Annotated in this window: 14 protein-coding genes; 6 read left to right on the forward strand and 8 right to left on the reverse strand. The window is 71.6% G+C overall.

Annotated elements, in window-relative coordinates; translation table 11 throughout:
- Positions 1 to 12 precede the first annotated feature (12 nt).
- The 5 genes from ABZ622_RS24540 to ABZ622_RS24560 form a co-directional block, all read right to left on the reverse strand.
- On the reverse strand, positions 13 to 1,050 hold the full coding sequence (locus ABZ622_RS24540) for an MsnO8 family LLM class oxidoreductase (RefSeq protein ID WP_360546537.1): 1,038 nt from the start codon (positions 1,048 to 1,050) through the stop codon (positions 13 to 15).
- 91 nt (positions 1,051 to 1,141) lie between these two features.
- On the reverse strand, positions 1,142 to 1,333 hold the full coding sequence (locus tag ABZ622_RS24545) for a DUF6381 family protein (RefSeq protein WP_360546539.1): 192 nt from the start codon (positions 1,331 to 1,333) through the stop codon (positions 1,142 to 1,144).
- Positions 1,334 to 1,402: 69 nt separating this feature from the next.
- Entirely contained in the window at positions 1,403 to 1,861 is a 459-nt protein-coding gene (locus ABZ622_RS24550) for a hypothetical protein (RefSeq protein ID WP_360546541.1), read from the reverse strand.
- A 109-nt stretch (positions 1,862 to 1,970) separates the two neighbouring features.
- Positions 1,971 to 2,795: a hypothetical protein gene (locus ABZ622_RS24555; RefSeq protein ID WP_360546543.1), complete on the reverse strand. Its 825-nt coding sequence runs from the start codon at positions 2,793 to 2,795 to the stop codon at positions 1,971 to 1,973.
- A gap of 241 nt (positions 2,796 to 3,036) precedes the next feature.
- Entirely contained in the window at positions 3,037 to 4,479 is a 1,443-nt protein-coding gene (locus ABZ622_RS24560) for a M60 family metallopeptidase (RefSeq protein ID WP_360546545.1), read from the reverse strand.
- A 494-nt stretch (positions 4,480 to 4,973) separates the two neighbouring features.
- Here ABZ622_RS24560 and ABZ622_RS24565 point away from each other — a divergent pair, with 494 nt between their 5' ends.
- Together ABZ622_RS24565 and ABZ622_RS24570 are read left to right on the forward strand one after the other, a co-directional pair.
- Entirely contained in the window at positions 4,974 to 6,035 is a 1,062-nt protein-coding gene (locus ABZ622_RS24565) for a tetratricopeptide repeat protein (protein WP_360546547.1), read from the forward strand.
- A complete protein-coding gene (locus tag ABZ622_RS24570; RefSeq protein WP_360546549.1) occupies positions 6,032 to 7,084 on the forward strand; it encodes a polyprenyl synthetase family protein in 1,053 nt (350 codons plus the stop codon). Before ABZ622_RS24565 ends, ABZ622_RS24570 begins: the two co-directional genes overlap by 4 nt.
- A gap of 43 nt (positions 7,085 to 7,127) precedes the next feature.
- On the opposite strand, the gene ABZ622_RS24575 is transcribed toward ABZ622_RS24570, so the two are convergent.
- Entirely contained in the window at positions 7,128 to 8,009 is an 882-nt protein-coding gene (locus ABZ622_RS24575; RefSeq protein WP_360546551.1) for a LysR family transcriptional regulator, read from the reverse strand.
- Between the two features lie 75 nt (positions 8,010 to 8,084).
- Here ABZ622_RS24575 and ABZ622_RS24580 point away from each other — a divergent pair, with 75 nt between their 5' ends.
- Complete coding sequence (locus ABZ622_RS24580; protein ID WP_360546553.1) at positions 8,085 to 8,798, forward strand: hypothetical protein; 714 nt, start codon at positions 8,085 to 8,087, stop codon at positions 8,796 to 8,798.
- A complete protein-coding gene (locus ABZ622_RS24585) occupies positions 8,798 to 8,992 on the forward strand; it encodes a hypothetical protein (RefSeq protein ID WP_360546555.1) in 195 nt (64 codons plus the stop codon). The genes ABZ622_RS24580 and ABZ622_RS24585 overlap by 1 nt, the downstream gene beginning before the upstream one ends.
- A gap of 69 nt (positions 8,993 to 9,061) precedes the next feature.
- Here ABZ622_RS24585 and ABZ622_RS24590 read toward each other — a convergent pair whose 3' ends face one another.
- Positions 9,062 to 9,793: a 2OG-Fe(II) oxygenase gene (locus tag ABZ622_RS24590; protein WP_360546557.1), complete on the reverse strand. Its 732-nt coding sequence runs from the start codon at positions 9,791 to 9,793 to the stop codon at positions 9,062 to 9,064.
- Positions 9,794 to 10,053: 260 nt separating this feature from the next.
- On the opposite strand from ABZ622_RS24590, the gene ABZ622_RS24595 reads away from it, so the two are divergent.
- Complete coding sequence (locus ABZ622_RS24595; RefSeq protein WP_360546559.1) at positions 10,054 to 11,055, forward strand: nitroreductase family protein; 1,002 nt, start codon at positions 10,054 to 10,056, stop codon at positions 11,053 to 11,055.
- A 300-nt stretch (positions 11,056 to 11,355) separates the two neighbouring features.
- Here ABZ622_RS24595 and ABZ622_RS24600 read toward each other — a convergent pair whose 3' ends face one another.
- Positions 11,356 to 11,484, reverse strand: a complete 129-nt coding sequence (locus tag ABZ622_RS24600) for a hypothetical protein (RefSeq protein WP_360546561.1) — start codon at positions 11,482 to 11,484, stop codon at positions 11,356 to 11,358.
- Positions 11,485 to 11,699: 215 nt separating this feature from the next.
- Here ABZ622_RS24600 and ABZ622_RS24605 point away from each other — a divergent pair, with 215 nt between their 5' ends.
- Complete coding sequence (locus tag ABZ622_RS24605; RefSeq protein WP_360546563.1) at positions 11,700 to 13,310, forward strand: hypothetical protein; 1,611 nt, start codon at positions 11,700 to 11,702, stop codon at positions 13,308 to 13,310.
- Positions 13,311 to 13,334: the final 24 nt, after the last annotated feature.

The following is a 13,334-nucleotide window of genomic DNA, read 5'->3' on the forward strand; positions in this document are numbered from 1 at the left end:
GGCGCGGGCCGGTCACCGGATCGCGCCGGGCCCGGCCCGGCCCGGGGACGGCCGCGCGATCCGGGCCAGGCGACGCAACGAGTCGAGCAGGGCGACACGGTCGTACGTACTGGTCGTGACGAGCACCTCGTCGGCGCCGGTCTCCTCGATGGCCGATTCGAGCCCCGTGACCACTTCGTCCTCCGTGCCGTACAGGTGGCCGCGCATCCCCTGCTCGTAGAAACCGCGCTCCTTCTCCGTCATGGTCCGCGCCTCGATCCGCTCGGCGGGAGCGAGCGGCGGGAAGACGCCATGGGTCCGGGAATGGGCCATGGACCATGCTTCCGGGATCAGGATCCGGCGGGCCTCCTCCCGGTTCCCGGCCACCGCGATCGTCCCCGACACGACGACATAGGGCTCCGCGGCCCAGGCGGAGGGGCGGAATTCGCGGCGGTAGCGCTCGACGGCGCGCAGCAGCTTCTCCCGGCCCCGGAGGTCGCCCACCACCAGCGGCAGCCCGGCAGCGGCCGCGATGCCCGCGCCCTCGCCGGTGGCCAGCAGGAACGGCGGGATGCGCAGCCCCTCGGCGGGAAGGGCATGCACCTGCGGGTGGGAGCGCTGGGTACCGTCCAGCCAGCCGAGCAGTTCGGCGAGCTGTCCGGCGAAGTCCTCGACGGCCGACCTGTCCCGTCCCAGCGCCTTGCGGATGCCGTCGGTGAAGCCCACGGAGCGGCCGAGACCCATGTCGATCCGGCCGGGGAACAGGGACTCCAGCACGCCGAACTGCTCGGCCACCAGCAGTGGTTGGTGATTGGGCAGCATGACGCCGCCGGTGCCGACCCTGATGGTGGAGGTGGCGGCCGCGACGGCTGCGGCCAGCACGGCCGGCGCGGAACCGGCGACGCCCGGCACGCTGTGGTGCTCGGACACCCAGAACCGGTGGTAACCGAGCGCCTCGGCCTCCTGCGCGAGGCGCACCGAGTCGCGCAGCGCCTGCGGGCCGTCGTGCCCCGCACGGATGCGGGAGCGGTCGAGGACGGAGAACCGGGTGGATGCGATCACTGAGCTCACACCGTTGTTCAACGTCCGGGGCGCGGCGGCATTCCCCCGGGCTCCCGCTCGGGTGCGGGAGCCCGGGGGGTGGTGCCGGACTCCACCGGCCTCACTTCATGGGGTAGATGTCCCCACTCGCCATGCCGCTGACCTGCTCGCTCTCCGATTCGATCCTGCGGGCCTTCTCCTTCAGACGCCGGCGCTCCTCGGGGTCGGTGGCATGCTCGGCCTCGTTGTTCAGGTCCTTCGCCTTGGCTCGCATCTGCTGCACGCGATTGCGCAGCTCGTCCGACTCACTCATGATCACTCCTTGGATGTGCGGGCCCCGCCACGGAGCCGGGCGTCGTCCGTACCGTCCCGGGGCGTCGGGTCAGCCCCGGGACCGGTGCCATGGACATCTGGACGCGGCCGTGCGCGGCCGGCGGGCATGGGCACCCAGGAATCCGAGACCGATGCCCAGCATCCAGAAGTCCTTGGCGAGCGGGACGCCGTTCTGGGTGGGGCGAAGGCTCCCGGGCTCCCGCATCCCGGGAACCCGGAGGTACAGACCGACCAGGCCCCCGGAGAACCCTGTCAGCGCGAGCCCGGCCAGCCGGGTCGGCACGAAAGGGGCGAGCAGCGTTCCGCCGACCGCGATCTCCGACCAGGCGAGCAGCCGGGTGAACCGCTCCGGGTCGATCTTCTTCAGGAACGGATAGGCGACACAGGCCATGCCATGCACACCCTGGGCCGTCTCCGCGTCGGCATTCAGCTTGCCCAATCCGGAGTTCAGGATGAACGCACCGGTGGCGAGGCGAGGGGGGACATCGCGTGGTTCGAGAGTCGTCATGGGAGCCTCCGTCCCGTTCTGGGCCCCTCGTCGAGCTTAGCCAGTGGGCGCGGGTAGCGCTTCGCAGGAGCAGGGGACCTGGCCCGGCCATGGTTCTGGGTTCAAGGATTCAGTCCGCTGCGGGTTCGGGCGCGGCCGGAGCCGCGTTGCCCGTGACCGTGACCTGCTGCCCCCGGCTCGTGGTCTGCGAGGCGGTGCTCAGGCAGCTTCCGGACGACGGGTCGGTGACCGTGGGAAGGCTGCCCGTATGGGCGACGCCGGCCTCGGCGCCGACCGGTTTGCCGTACGTCACGGTGATCCGCTGGCCGCAGCCCGCGGCGAGGTAGGGCTCGATGAATCCCTGATCGGCGTTCTTGAACCGGCCCGAGGCCGATGGCAGCCCGAAACTGCCGATGTGCGCCACCGCCGCCCCGGTCGCCGTCTCGACGACGTCCCCCGTCATCAGCTGCGTCGCCCCGGTCGCACTGGCCCGCTTGAGCACCAGGGAGTACATCGTCCCCGGTGTGTAGCGGAACCGGACGGCACAGCTCACTCCGGCGCCGCCGTCGGCTCCGTAGGTGCAGTGGTCGTCCGTCGTCGTGGCATCGGCGTTGAAGGAGCTGAAGACCGCCTGGAGCACGCGGTTGCCGTTCGCGTCCACGGGCTTCGGCTGGAGGCCGGCGTAGGGGCGTGTGCCGCTCTCCAGGGTGGTGTAGTACGCGAAGTAGACGCCGGACGCGTCCGGCGCGGAGTCCACGGACATCGGCAGGATCAGCGTGGACACGGGGGTGGGTGCGTTCGTGGTCCAGCGGAGGATCGGTGTCGAGGCCCAGGACTGTCCCGCCGCGCCGAGCGCGAGCAGCGTGGTGGCGGCGAGGACCGTACCCGACCTCATCAGGCGCCGCGGACGCCTGCGGGCGGGTGTAGCGGAGCGGATTGTCGATGGCGTGCTCATGTCATCTCCTTGGCTGGTCTGCTGGACTGACGACGCGCTCTCTCGTTGTGTACGGCTCTGCGGCCTTCCGGCTCTTGCCGTGTCAGGCGCTGTGGCCTTCCGGCTCTTGCCGTGTCAGGCGCTGTGGCCTTCCGGCTCTTGCCGTGTCAGGCTCTGCGGACTTTCGGCTCTTGCCGCGCACGGCTTCGCGGACTTCCGGCCCGGCACCCCGCGGCCCACCGGGCCGCGGGGCCGGCCCCGGTCAGTCGGTGAGCGTGCTGGGATCGACGGGCGGCTTCGGCAGGCCCAGTGCAGCGAGCGCGGCGACGCCCTCGGAGTCGATCGGCAGGGCCCACTTGTGGACGAAGAAGTCGGTGAGGTCGTATCCGGCGGTTCGGCCGGCACAGCTCGCCAGGGCCAGGTACTGGCGGGCGTTGATGACGGGGTCGTACGTGTAGTCGTCGACCGGAGCTTCGTTCTGGTGCTCACTGCGTACGAGCCGGTGCAGCTTCGGCCAGAAGTCCTCGCCGAAGGCCAGCTCCAACTGCCGTAGCGGGACGAGCTTTTCGTACGCGCCGAAGGTCTTCTCGTAGCTGATTCCGCTGGTGCCGAGCTTCGGCAGCGCGGTCTGGAAGTGGTTCAGCCCGGTCTTCGGGTCGGCCGTCAGCAGGTTGGAGGTCTGACCGAGGGTGCGCTGCGCGGCCAGTGAGTAGATGTTGACGGTGACCTCGGTCAACTGGTCGGCCTGATAGGCGCCTTGCTGGTTGAGGTGGCCGAGCTCGTGGTACAGCCCCCAGCCCCGCGTGCTGAGGCCCGCCACCGTGCACAGCCGGTCCATGTAGGCGCGCGGGAAGCCGTTGTACCCGTGCCAGGCGTAGGCCCCCACCCCGCTGGGCACGACGCCGACCTCGTTGAAGTGGTAGCGGCCCGCCTTGGGGCGGTTGAGCCGCCCCCTGCCGTCCAGGCCGCTGATGCGCGCATGACTGTCGATGACGGTGTCGAAAAGCCCCATCAGCTTCGCGTGGTCCTCGTCCCGGTAGAGCAGCGCGCCTTCGCGAGTGAGGGTGAGGATCGCCCGACCGGTGATCAGCTCGACCCAGGGGACGTCGGCCCTCTCGTCGAGCTGCTGCTGGAAGGCGGCCTCATCGGTGCGGCCGAGTTCGAAGACCGCCATGCGCGGGGTACCGGGGCCGAAGGTTACGGCGGCACGCTCGCCCTCCCCCGCGAAGCTCAGGTAGATCGGGCCGCCGTGGACATCCCCGACCGTGTTGTGACCCGGGCGCAGCGGTACGGCTCGCGGCTCCTGGAGCGCGGCGTCCTCGTTGTAGTAGTCGAAGGTGCCGATGTGCAGCACCGGTACGCGGCCGCCCGCCGGACGGACCGTCACCGAAATGGGCCTGCCCGCCGGGGCATACCGGCCGGTGGGAATGAAGTCGCTGGACCGGAGGGCGCGGGCCAGTCGCATGCGCTCCTTCTCGGCGTCCGGAAACGCCTTGACCAGGAGCGTGTCCTCCGAGCCGTGTCCGGCCCGCTGTCCGCCCCACTGTCCGGTCTGCCGGGCGGCGGCCGGGCCCGCGCCCAGCAGGGTTGCCGCACCGGCGCCGGCTAGGGAGCCGAGGACGGTCCGGCGATTCATGGCACGCGGCATGGAGCCGTCCGACGTACCGGGGGCCGGGGTGGTGAACGGCGATCGGGCAGGACGCATCCGGGAACTCCCTTGAGGATCAATGGAATCGGAGGGTCGTGGGGGCTGCGCGTCAGCATGTAAGCGATTGCCATGGGGCGCAAGGGGCTCTCAAATGTTTCTGTCTTTTACTATGGCCAGGGCACATGGCGGCGACAGTAACCGCTAACACTCTTCGCCATTACGGGCGGAGTCGGCGACGTCGGGCGGTTCCGGCCCGACGGCCACGTTCCGGACACGGGACAGCAGCCCCGCCGCAGCAGCGATGTCGACTTCCGTCGATCGCGGAGCAACCTCGGACGCACGACTGTCGTCCTGATTCATAACAAGCTTGATCCACAGCAACGCGGTCGCCACAAGCGACAGCCACGAGCAGCAGCCACTCAGTCACGTCCGAAGCCCCCGCCCGACCCCACGAGCACCCGGGTTCGTCGACCGGGCATCTATGCACCGAATGTATACATCGAGCGCATAGTCATGCCCTGTTCCGATCCGGGCACGCACGAAAGGCTCCCATGCACAGCAAGGCACTGGCGCCCGAGTACCAAGGCGCACTCACCAAGATGTCGGTGAACTCCTCTCTCGCAGATGTACTTGCGGAAGGTGTACGCCACTTGAGGGAGGCCGAACTCTCCGGTTCACAACAGGAGGTGGCCCGGTGCGGGCTCGCCGTCGCCGAGGCGCACCGCCGGCTCGGCAACGTGACGGAAGCCGATCGGGCCTGGAAGGCCAGCTACCGGTCCGCCCGCTCGGCCGGCGACCTCGGGGCGATGGCCTGGGCGCTCTGGAGCGGCGGGACTCTGGCCAGGCAGCGTGGTGAACTCAGGCTCGCGTTCCGGCTGTTGGGGCTCGCCGCCGACATGGGCAAGCGTGGCGGGGACATAGTCGCCCGCGGCTACTCCCTCGCCGGCCTCGCGGAGACCGGCCGGATCCAGGGCGACTACCGCACCGTCGCGGCCCTGCACGAGCAGCTGCTCGCCGAGGCACGTGTGCGCGGCGAGGCGCGTCACACCGTGTGGGCGCTGGAGGGGATCGCGCAGATCCACCGCAACACGGGCTCGCTCGACACCGCCCTGGCCATGTTCGAGGAGGCGGCCGAGCTGGCCGGCAACGCGGACGACCGGCGCGGCCGCGCGTGGGCCCTGCGCGGCATGGCCGACATCATCTCCCTGCGGAACGATCCGGAGCGTGCCCTCGCGCTGCTCGCGGAGGCCGAACTCACCTGCCGTGAAATGAAGTTGTCCAGCGCCCTCGCCTACAACCACAAGATGCGCGCCAACGTGCTCTTCCGTGCCGGGCGGTACGAGGAGGCGCGCGGGATGTACGAGGAGGCGCTCGCGGAGTTCCGTGCCATGACCGAGCCCCGGGGCGAGGCGCTGGCCCGGCTCGGGCTCGTCAAGTCGCTGGCCCGGCTCGGCCGCGACCGCGACGACACCGCGGCGGACCTGAACGAACTGCGCCGCACCCTCAGCCGGATCGGCCTGCTCAACGCCCGGGACATGGTGGACAAGGCGTACGCCGAGCTGGGCGTAACGCCGGTCGACGGCGGCACGGACGAGGAGAGCGGACGACGATGACGCCACCGCCCGCAACCCGGCAGGCCGCGCCGCCGGAGGTGCTCGTCCGCTGCCGCGACCAGGTGCGCCCGGCGCTCGCGCAGGCCGTGCGGCAGCTGCATCCGTGGCATGCGGAGATGGCCGCCTTCTCCCTCGGGTGGGCCACGACGGACGGCAGCCCCGCCCCGGGCTCACAGGGCAAGGGGATCCGCCAGGCGCTCACACTGCTCAGCGCCGAGGCCGCCGGCGCCCCGGCGCGGGATGCGGTCGTCGGTGCGGTCGCCGTGGAACTGATCCATGTCTTCTCGCTCCTCCACGACGACATCATGGACGGCGACGAGACCCGCCGGCAGCGGGCCACCGTGTGGAAGGCGTACGGAACCGGTCCGGCGATCCTCGCGGGCGACGCGCTCTTCGCGCTGGCCGTGCGGACCCTGGCCGAGGCGCCCGGAAGGCACAGTGCGGCGGCGGTCCGGCAGCTCGCCGGAACGCTGACCGACCTGGTGCGCGGTCAGGCCGACGACCTGCTCTTCGAGTCCAGGCCGTGGAGCGGGCCCGAAGCGGTCCAGCCGCACGAGTACCGGTGGATGGCCGAGAACAAGACGGGTGCGCTGCTGGGCTGCGCGGCCGGTCTGGGCGCCGTGCTCGCGGGAGCCCCGGCCACGACCGTCGAGGCGCTCGCCCGGGCGGGCCGGCACCTCGGGGTGGCGTTCCAGGCGGTGGACGATCTCCTGGGGACGTGGGGAGACCCCGAGGTCACGGGCAAGCCCGTGCACAGCGATCTCCGCCGGCTGAAGAAGACGTACCCCGTCCTCTCCGCGCTGGCCACGGACGGTCCCGCCGCCCGCCGGCTCGCCCTGCTGCTCGGCACCGGCAACCCGCTCGACGACTCCGAGGCCCGCCGGGCGGCCGAACTCGTCGAGGAGGCCGGCGGACGCACCGCCACCCTGGCCGAGGCCCACCGGCAGGTGGACATCGCCCGCCGCAGCCTGGAGACCGTACCGCTCGCACCGGCCGCGCTGGGCGAAATCCTGGCGCTCTTCCCGTACCTCATCGACCGCACCGGCTGACCCGGACCCGGCCGCCCCACACCCTTTCTCTCCCCCGCGCAGGTCAGCCGGTGAGCGCGGCGACGAGTGCCTGAGCGACCGCCGACGGGGCCCTGGGACGGAGCACTTCGGTGCGGTGGACCAGGCGAGGGGCGGAGAGCGGGATCCCGGCGGTGCCCGGCAGGGCCGGGGCGAGGGCGAGGGGCAGGGCCGCCAGGCCGTGCCCGGCAGCCACCAGTGTCCCGAGGCCGTGCACATCGGTTCCGCGGTACGTCAGGTGCGGGCGGAACCCGTCGGTGTTGGCAGCGGCGCGCAGCTGGGCGAGCGGTACGGCGGTGTCGGGTGCGTCGATCCAGTGGGCGTCGGCCAGGTCGAAGAGGCGCAGGGTCCGCCGGTGCGCCAGTGGGTGGCCGGCGGGGAGAAGCACGGCCAGGGGCCCCTCGGCCACTGCCAGCCCGGTCACGGGTCCGGTGTCGGGCGTCGGCAGTGGGTCGCTGGGGGCAGCCGCGCCGTCGATCAGGCCCAGGTCCGCGGCTCCGGTGAGCACCGCCTGCACCACCGCCGCCCGTCCGAGCACCTGGACGTCCACCGCGAGCCCCGCCGTGCAGGTGCGCAGGCGAGCCAGGTCACCGGCTACGCGGGGTGTGAGGGCCGCGGGACTACAGGCGAGGGTCAGTGCGGCGGTGTGCGTCCTTCCGACCCTGGCCACATCGGCACGGGCGGCGTTGAGGCGGAGCAGCAGCGGGGAGGCGTGCTCCATGAGCCTCTCGCCCGCCGCTGTCGGCCCCACGGGGCGGCGCTCCACGAGCCGGGCGCCGAGGTCGTTCTCCAGGGCGGCGATGTGCTGCGACACGGCGGACTGGGTGTAGCCGAGCGCCTGGGCGGCGGCGGAGAAGGAGCGGTTCTCTACGACGGCGACGAAGGTACGCAGCAGATGCGGATCCATGAGTATCAGTATTGCTGATGCCGAATGCACCGATCATCGTTGGACGTGATGCGGAAGCTGGGCTTCGATGGGCGCATGACCCACACCGCACGTATCGCCCTGGTCGGCGACCGGGATCCGGCCGTCCGCTCCCACACCCGCGTCCCCGTTCTGCTGGAGTCCCTGCGCAACCGCGACGGTCTTGACCTCGACGCCTACTGGATCCCCACGCAGGAGGCCGAGGAGGGCATCGAGGGGTTCGACGCAGTCTGGATGCTGCCCGGCAGCCCGTACCGCAGCGAGGCGGGGGCGCTCGCGGCCATCCGTACCGCCCGCGAGAACGGCATCCCGTTCCTGGGCACCTGCGGGGGCTTCCAGCACGCGCTGCTGGAGTACGCCCGCAATGTGTGCGGCCTGACGGACGCCGGTCACGCCGAGAACGCGCCGCTGACCGCCGCCGAGGACGCGGTGCTCATCCCGCTGGCCTGCTCGCTGGTCGGCCACGAGGGTGCGATCGAGCTCACCGACGGCTCGTGGGCCGCTCAACTCCTGGGCGCCGAACGCACGGTGGAGCGCTACTACTGCAACTACGGCCCCAATCCGCGCCATCTCGAACTGCTGCGCTCGCACGGGCTGTGCTTCACCGGCATCGATGACGCGGGCGAGGTGCGGATCGCCGAACTGCCCGGACACCCCTTCTTTCTCGCCACCCTCTTCCAGCCCGAACTGCACGGCGACGGCACCAGGCCCCACCCCCTGATCACAGGACTGGCCGAGGCCGCTGCCCGGCACGCGAAGGGCGCGTTGTGATGCGGATGATCCCCGACCGCACCGCCCGGGGCTGGAGAGCGCGCGCGACGGCCGTGATCGCCGCCTATCTGCGGGCCTGCACGGTCCCCGACGCCTACGCCGCCAGCCCCCTCGCGCCGGTTCCGGACGCGGCGCTGGCCGCCGGTCGCACCGACCCGCCGCGGCACCACGGCCTCCGGTCCGGCGGCTCGTAGCCGGCCGGTGCGAGACCGTGTCGCGGAAGGCCCTGTCGCGGGAGACCGGGTCGCGGGAGACCGTGTCGTTCACTGCGCGTCGTGGAAGACGAGGCCGAGGGTGCGGCGCCGGCCGGAGCGGACGGTACTGACTCCGTGGCGCATGGGCGCCGTCGACCAGCCACCCTTGGAGGCGACCGGCCGGTCACGGGTGGTGAAGACCAGTCCGTGTCCCTGGAGAAGGGTGGCGGCCGATCCGCGGGACTGCGCGCGGGGCCGCTGCTCGGTCATGAGGAACTCGCCACCGGTGTAGTCGGTGCCGGGCACGTCGAGTCCGATGACGACCTGGAGCGGGAAGAGCATGTCGCCGAATACGTCGCGGTGCAGGGCGTTCCAGTCTCCGGCACCGTAACGCAGCAGGATCTGGGCGGACTTGGACTGCCCCGCCGCGTGACACATGCCGATCCATTCGGCGAGCTCCTCGGGCCACGGCGCGGACCTGCCCAGCTTCGCGGACCAGTCGCGGGCGATGGGCAGCAGGCGCGGGTAGAACGCCTCCCGCAACTCCCGTACCACTGCGGGCAGATCGTGGGTGAAGTAGCGGTACTGGCCGGAGCCGAACCGGTGGCGGGCCATGTCGACGGTGGTGCGGAAGCGTTCGGTCTCGTCGTACAGGGCGGCGATCTCCCGGCACTGGGCGGGAGTGAGAAGCCGCCCGGTCGGTGCGCTGCCGTATGCGGCGATCTCGTCGGTGAGTGCGGCCCAGTCGGTGGCGTCGACCTGGTCGCGCACGGATCCGGCCGGGTGTGTCGTATCGATCATGGGCCTGGTTCCTGGTTCCTGGTTCCTGATCCCCGGTTCCTGGGGGATCCCTGGTTCGTGGGTGCGCGGAGCCCGGTGCGGTACCGAACGGGATACCGGTGGCCCCTGTGGTCAATGCTGGCTCGCCCGGGACATCGGATCCGGCGCTATTCGGACATCGCGCTGCGCGATCGGGCCCCTCGCGCCGGGCCCGCCGGACGTGGGACGGTGGACGTGGGACGGTGGAAGGACACCGTGCGCTGCGCCGCGGGAAGTGCCGGATGCCTGCACAGCCGCTCGACGACACGATGCTGAAGGAGCTCGTCGCCGATGCCACCGCCGCCCCGTCCATGCACAACGCCCAGCCCTGGCGGTTCCGGTACGGGCGGGCCGGCCGGACGCTCACGCTCCGGGCGGAGTTCGACCGCGAGATGCCGGAGGCGGACCCCGCCACGCGCGCCCTGCACGTGGGGTGCGGTGCGGCGCTGCTGAATCTGCGGGTGTCGGCGTCGTACCGGGGCCTGGACGCGCTGACCACTCTGCTTCCGGTTCCCGTCGATCCGGTCGTCATGGCGACCGTCCGCCTGGCGGAGCGCAGCCGCGTAGCAGCGCAGCCGCCGGATGCGGCCCTCGCCGCTCTGCACCCCGCGATCCGGGACCGGCACACCAGCCGCTATCCGTTCGACGACCGGGTGATCCCCGACGACGTCCGCGCGCGCCTCGTCGACGCGGCCCGCGCCGAGGAGGCCGACTTCTCGTTTCTGCCGCCGGAGCACCTGGAGCGGGTGCTGGTACTGATCCGGGACGCCGAGGGGTTCGACCTGAGCGACCCGGCGAGAGACGCGGAGCAGCGCTACTGGACCCGGGACACCAAGGTGGAGGCAGCGGTCGACGGTGTCCCGGACTACGCCTTCGGCCCTACCGACGCATCGGGCAGGGCGGTCAACCGGGACTTCGCCGGTACGGACGTCATTCCGGGCCGGGCGCACGCCCCGTTCGAGGACCGGCCGCAGCTCGCCCTGCTCCGTACCGTGCGCGACCGCCCGGTGAACTGGCTGCGTGCCGGTCAGGCCCTGGAGCGCGTCCTGCTCATCGCCGTACGGCACGGGCTCGTCGCCTCGTTCGCGACACAGCCCCTGGAATGGCCGGAACTCCGGCATCTGCTGCGCGACCCGGCTCTCGGCACGGGGCACCCGCAGATGATCGTGCGTCTCGGTTACGGGCCCGAAGGGCCGTGCACACCTCGTCGCCCCGTGTCCGAGGTGCTGACGATCGAGCCCTGAGGCCGGACGCACGGTCCCGCTCGGCGCGGCGGCATCTCTGAACTCGGCGGTGGTTGCTCGAAGTTGTGTGCGCTGCCGGTCTCCGGCGGTCGGGCGCCGGCTGCGGCCGCCTTCGCGGGTCCAGCAGGAATGCCACCGCCGCCGAGATGTCGTCGGCGGTACCCAGCCGGCCCGTCGGGTTCGGCGCGTACTCGGCCACCACCAGCGGTTCCGGCTCTGGCCACTCCCCCGGCCGGCCCCGGGCGGCCGCCCCGTCCTCGAACATCTTCCGCATGCCGTCGGCGACGATCACCCCGGGGCTCACCGTGTTGTGCCGTTCATCGCCTCCAGCCAGGCAGCCGGCTCCGCGGACTCCCGGTCGTGCTCGGCGAACGGGCCGGCGTTGTTCACCAGCGCGTCCACGCCCCACTCGGCGTCCCGCCGCGCCACCTCTCGGCCGCCTCGTCATCGGCGAGGTCACCCGGCACAGTGTCCGTCGCCGCACCGATGGCTGGCCGAGACCAGTAGCCGCCTGTGACAGCCGATCCCGGCCGATGGACCCCACGCACTCCGACACCGGCCCCACGCCGCTACTAATTCGTATTAGTACCTTGACTTCCTCCATCGGCGGGCTCGAAGCTGGGCGCCACCCACAGTGAGCACGCATGAGTGAGGACGCCATGAGTGAGATCACCCGCAGAGGGTTCGGCCGCATGGCCGGGCTGGCAGCACTGGCCGCAGGATTCACCGCCGGGACGGGAGGCGTGGGCACGGCCGCCGCAGCCGCCGCCACCGCCACCGCCCAGGAACCGTTCGAGCTGCGCCACCTCAGTACGTTCGACCAGCGGCGCTACTTCACGTACCCCACGCACAACGGATTCGTGGACGCCGACCGCATCGTGCTCGGGCAGCGGGAGACCGGGGCCACGAGTCTGTGGGAGGTGAACGTCCGCTCCGGCACGGAGCGGTTCCTGGCACGGTTCGCCACCCCGGCGGGTGACCGGAATCCGTTCGTCTGGTGGAACATCCACTCCGGACGCCTCGTCACCTGCGCCGAGAACGCGGTCTGGCTGATCGATCTGGCCGCCCCCTCGCCCGTGAAGCTCTACTCACCGCCGCCGGGCCGCGCGCTCAGTGTCGTCGTCAATCTGCATCCGGCGGGCGACCGGGTGCTGTGCAGCCACTACCCGGCACCGATCACCGCCGGTCCCACCACGGCGGTGGAGATCGAACTCAACGGCGGCCGGGTGCGAGAGGTCTTCTCCGGGAGCGTACTCGCCACCCACTTCCAGTACAGCGCCCACGATCCCGAATGGATCGGCTACGCGCTCGGCGGCAACATTCACTCCTGGGCCCTGCACCCGGTGCACGCGCCGAACGGCAAGATGATCTGGGACCAGGCCGCTGCGGGCGTGCCGGTCGGCACCCACGGCGTGTGGAAGTCCCGCGCCGACACCGGGAGTCTCGTCGTGGGTATCGGCGGCAGCTCGGCGGGGTTGTGGATGGTTTACCCGGACGACCGGCCGGACCGGCTGCTGGCGCCGGGCCCCTCAAGCACGAACGGCACGTACAACCACTGCGACATCTCCGCCGACGGCCGCTGGGCGGTCACCGACACCAACGGTCGCAACGGTTCGGCACTCGGGCAGGTGGGCTCGGTGGCCCTGGTGGACCTGACCGGTGTACACCCGCCGCGCACGCTCGGCCTGGTGGGCTGGGGATCCGCCCACCCCGGCCACCCCCATCCGGGCTTCTCGCCCGACGGCCGTCTGGTCGCCTACACCGACACGGAGGCCGCCACCGACCGTACCCGCGTGGCGCTCTGCGATTCACGCGGCAGTTGGACGCCGCGCCCGCTGGACTGGGTGGCGGAGGCGGAAGCGCTCGCGTTCTCCGCATCGGGCGGGCGCGCGGAGGTCTTCGCCGACCCCCAATGCGGCGCTGGCCACGGCGTGTTGTTCACACCGGACACGCCCGGCTCCGCTCTGACCTGCACATTCCAGTCGCCGGAAGCCGGGCTGCGGACCCTGCGGCTGCGGGTGAAGCGGCACGACTCCCGGGGCATCTACCGGCTGTCGGTGAACGGCGCCACGGTCGGAGCACCGCTCGACCTCTACAGCCCGGTGATGACCTACGCCGAGCCCGAGTTCAGCCAGGTGTCCGTGCGGGCGGGAACCAACACGCTCCGGCTGACCCACGTCGGGCAGCACCCCGACAGCACCAAAACCCCCGGGACATGCGCCATCGACCGCATCGGCCTGAGGCGCGCCGGCTAGCAATTCTCGCAGGTGGCGCCGAGC

Origin of the sequence: Streptomyces sp. NPDC007164 (assembly GCF_040634135.1) — a bacterium.
In the GTDB taxonomy this organism is placed as follows: domain Bacteria; phylum Actinomycetota; class Actinomycetes; order Streptomycetales; family Streptomycetaceae; genus Streptomyces; species Streptomyces sanglieri.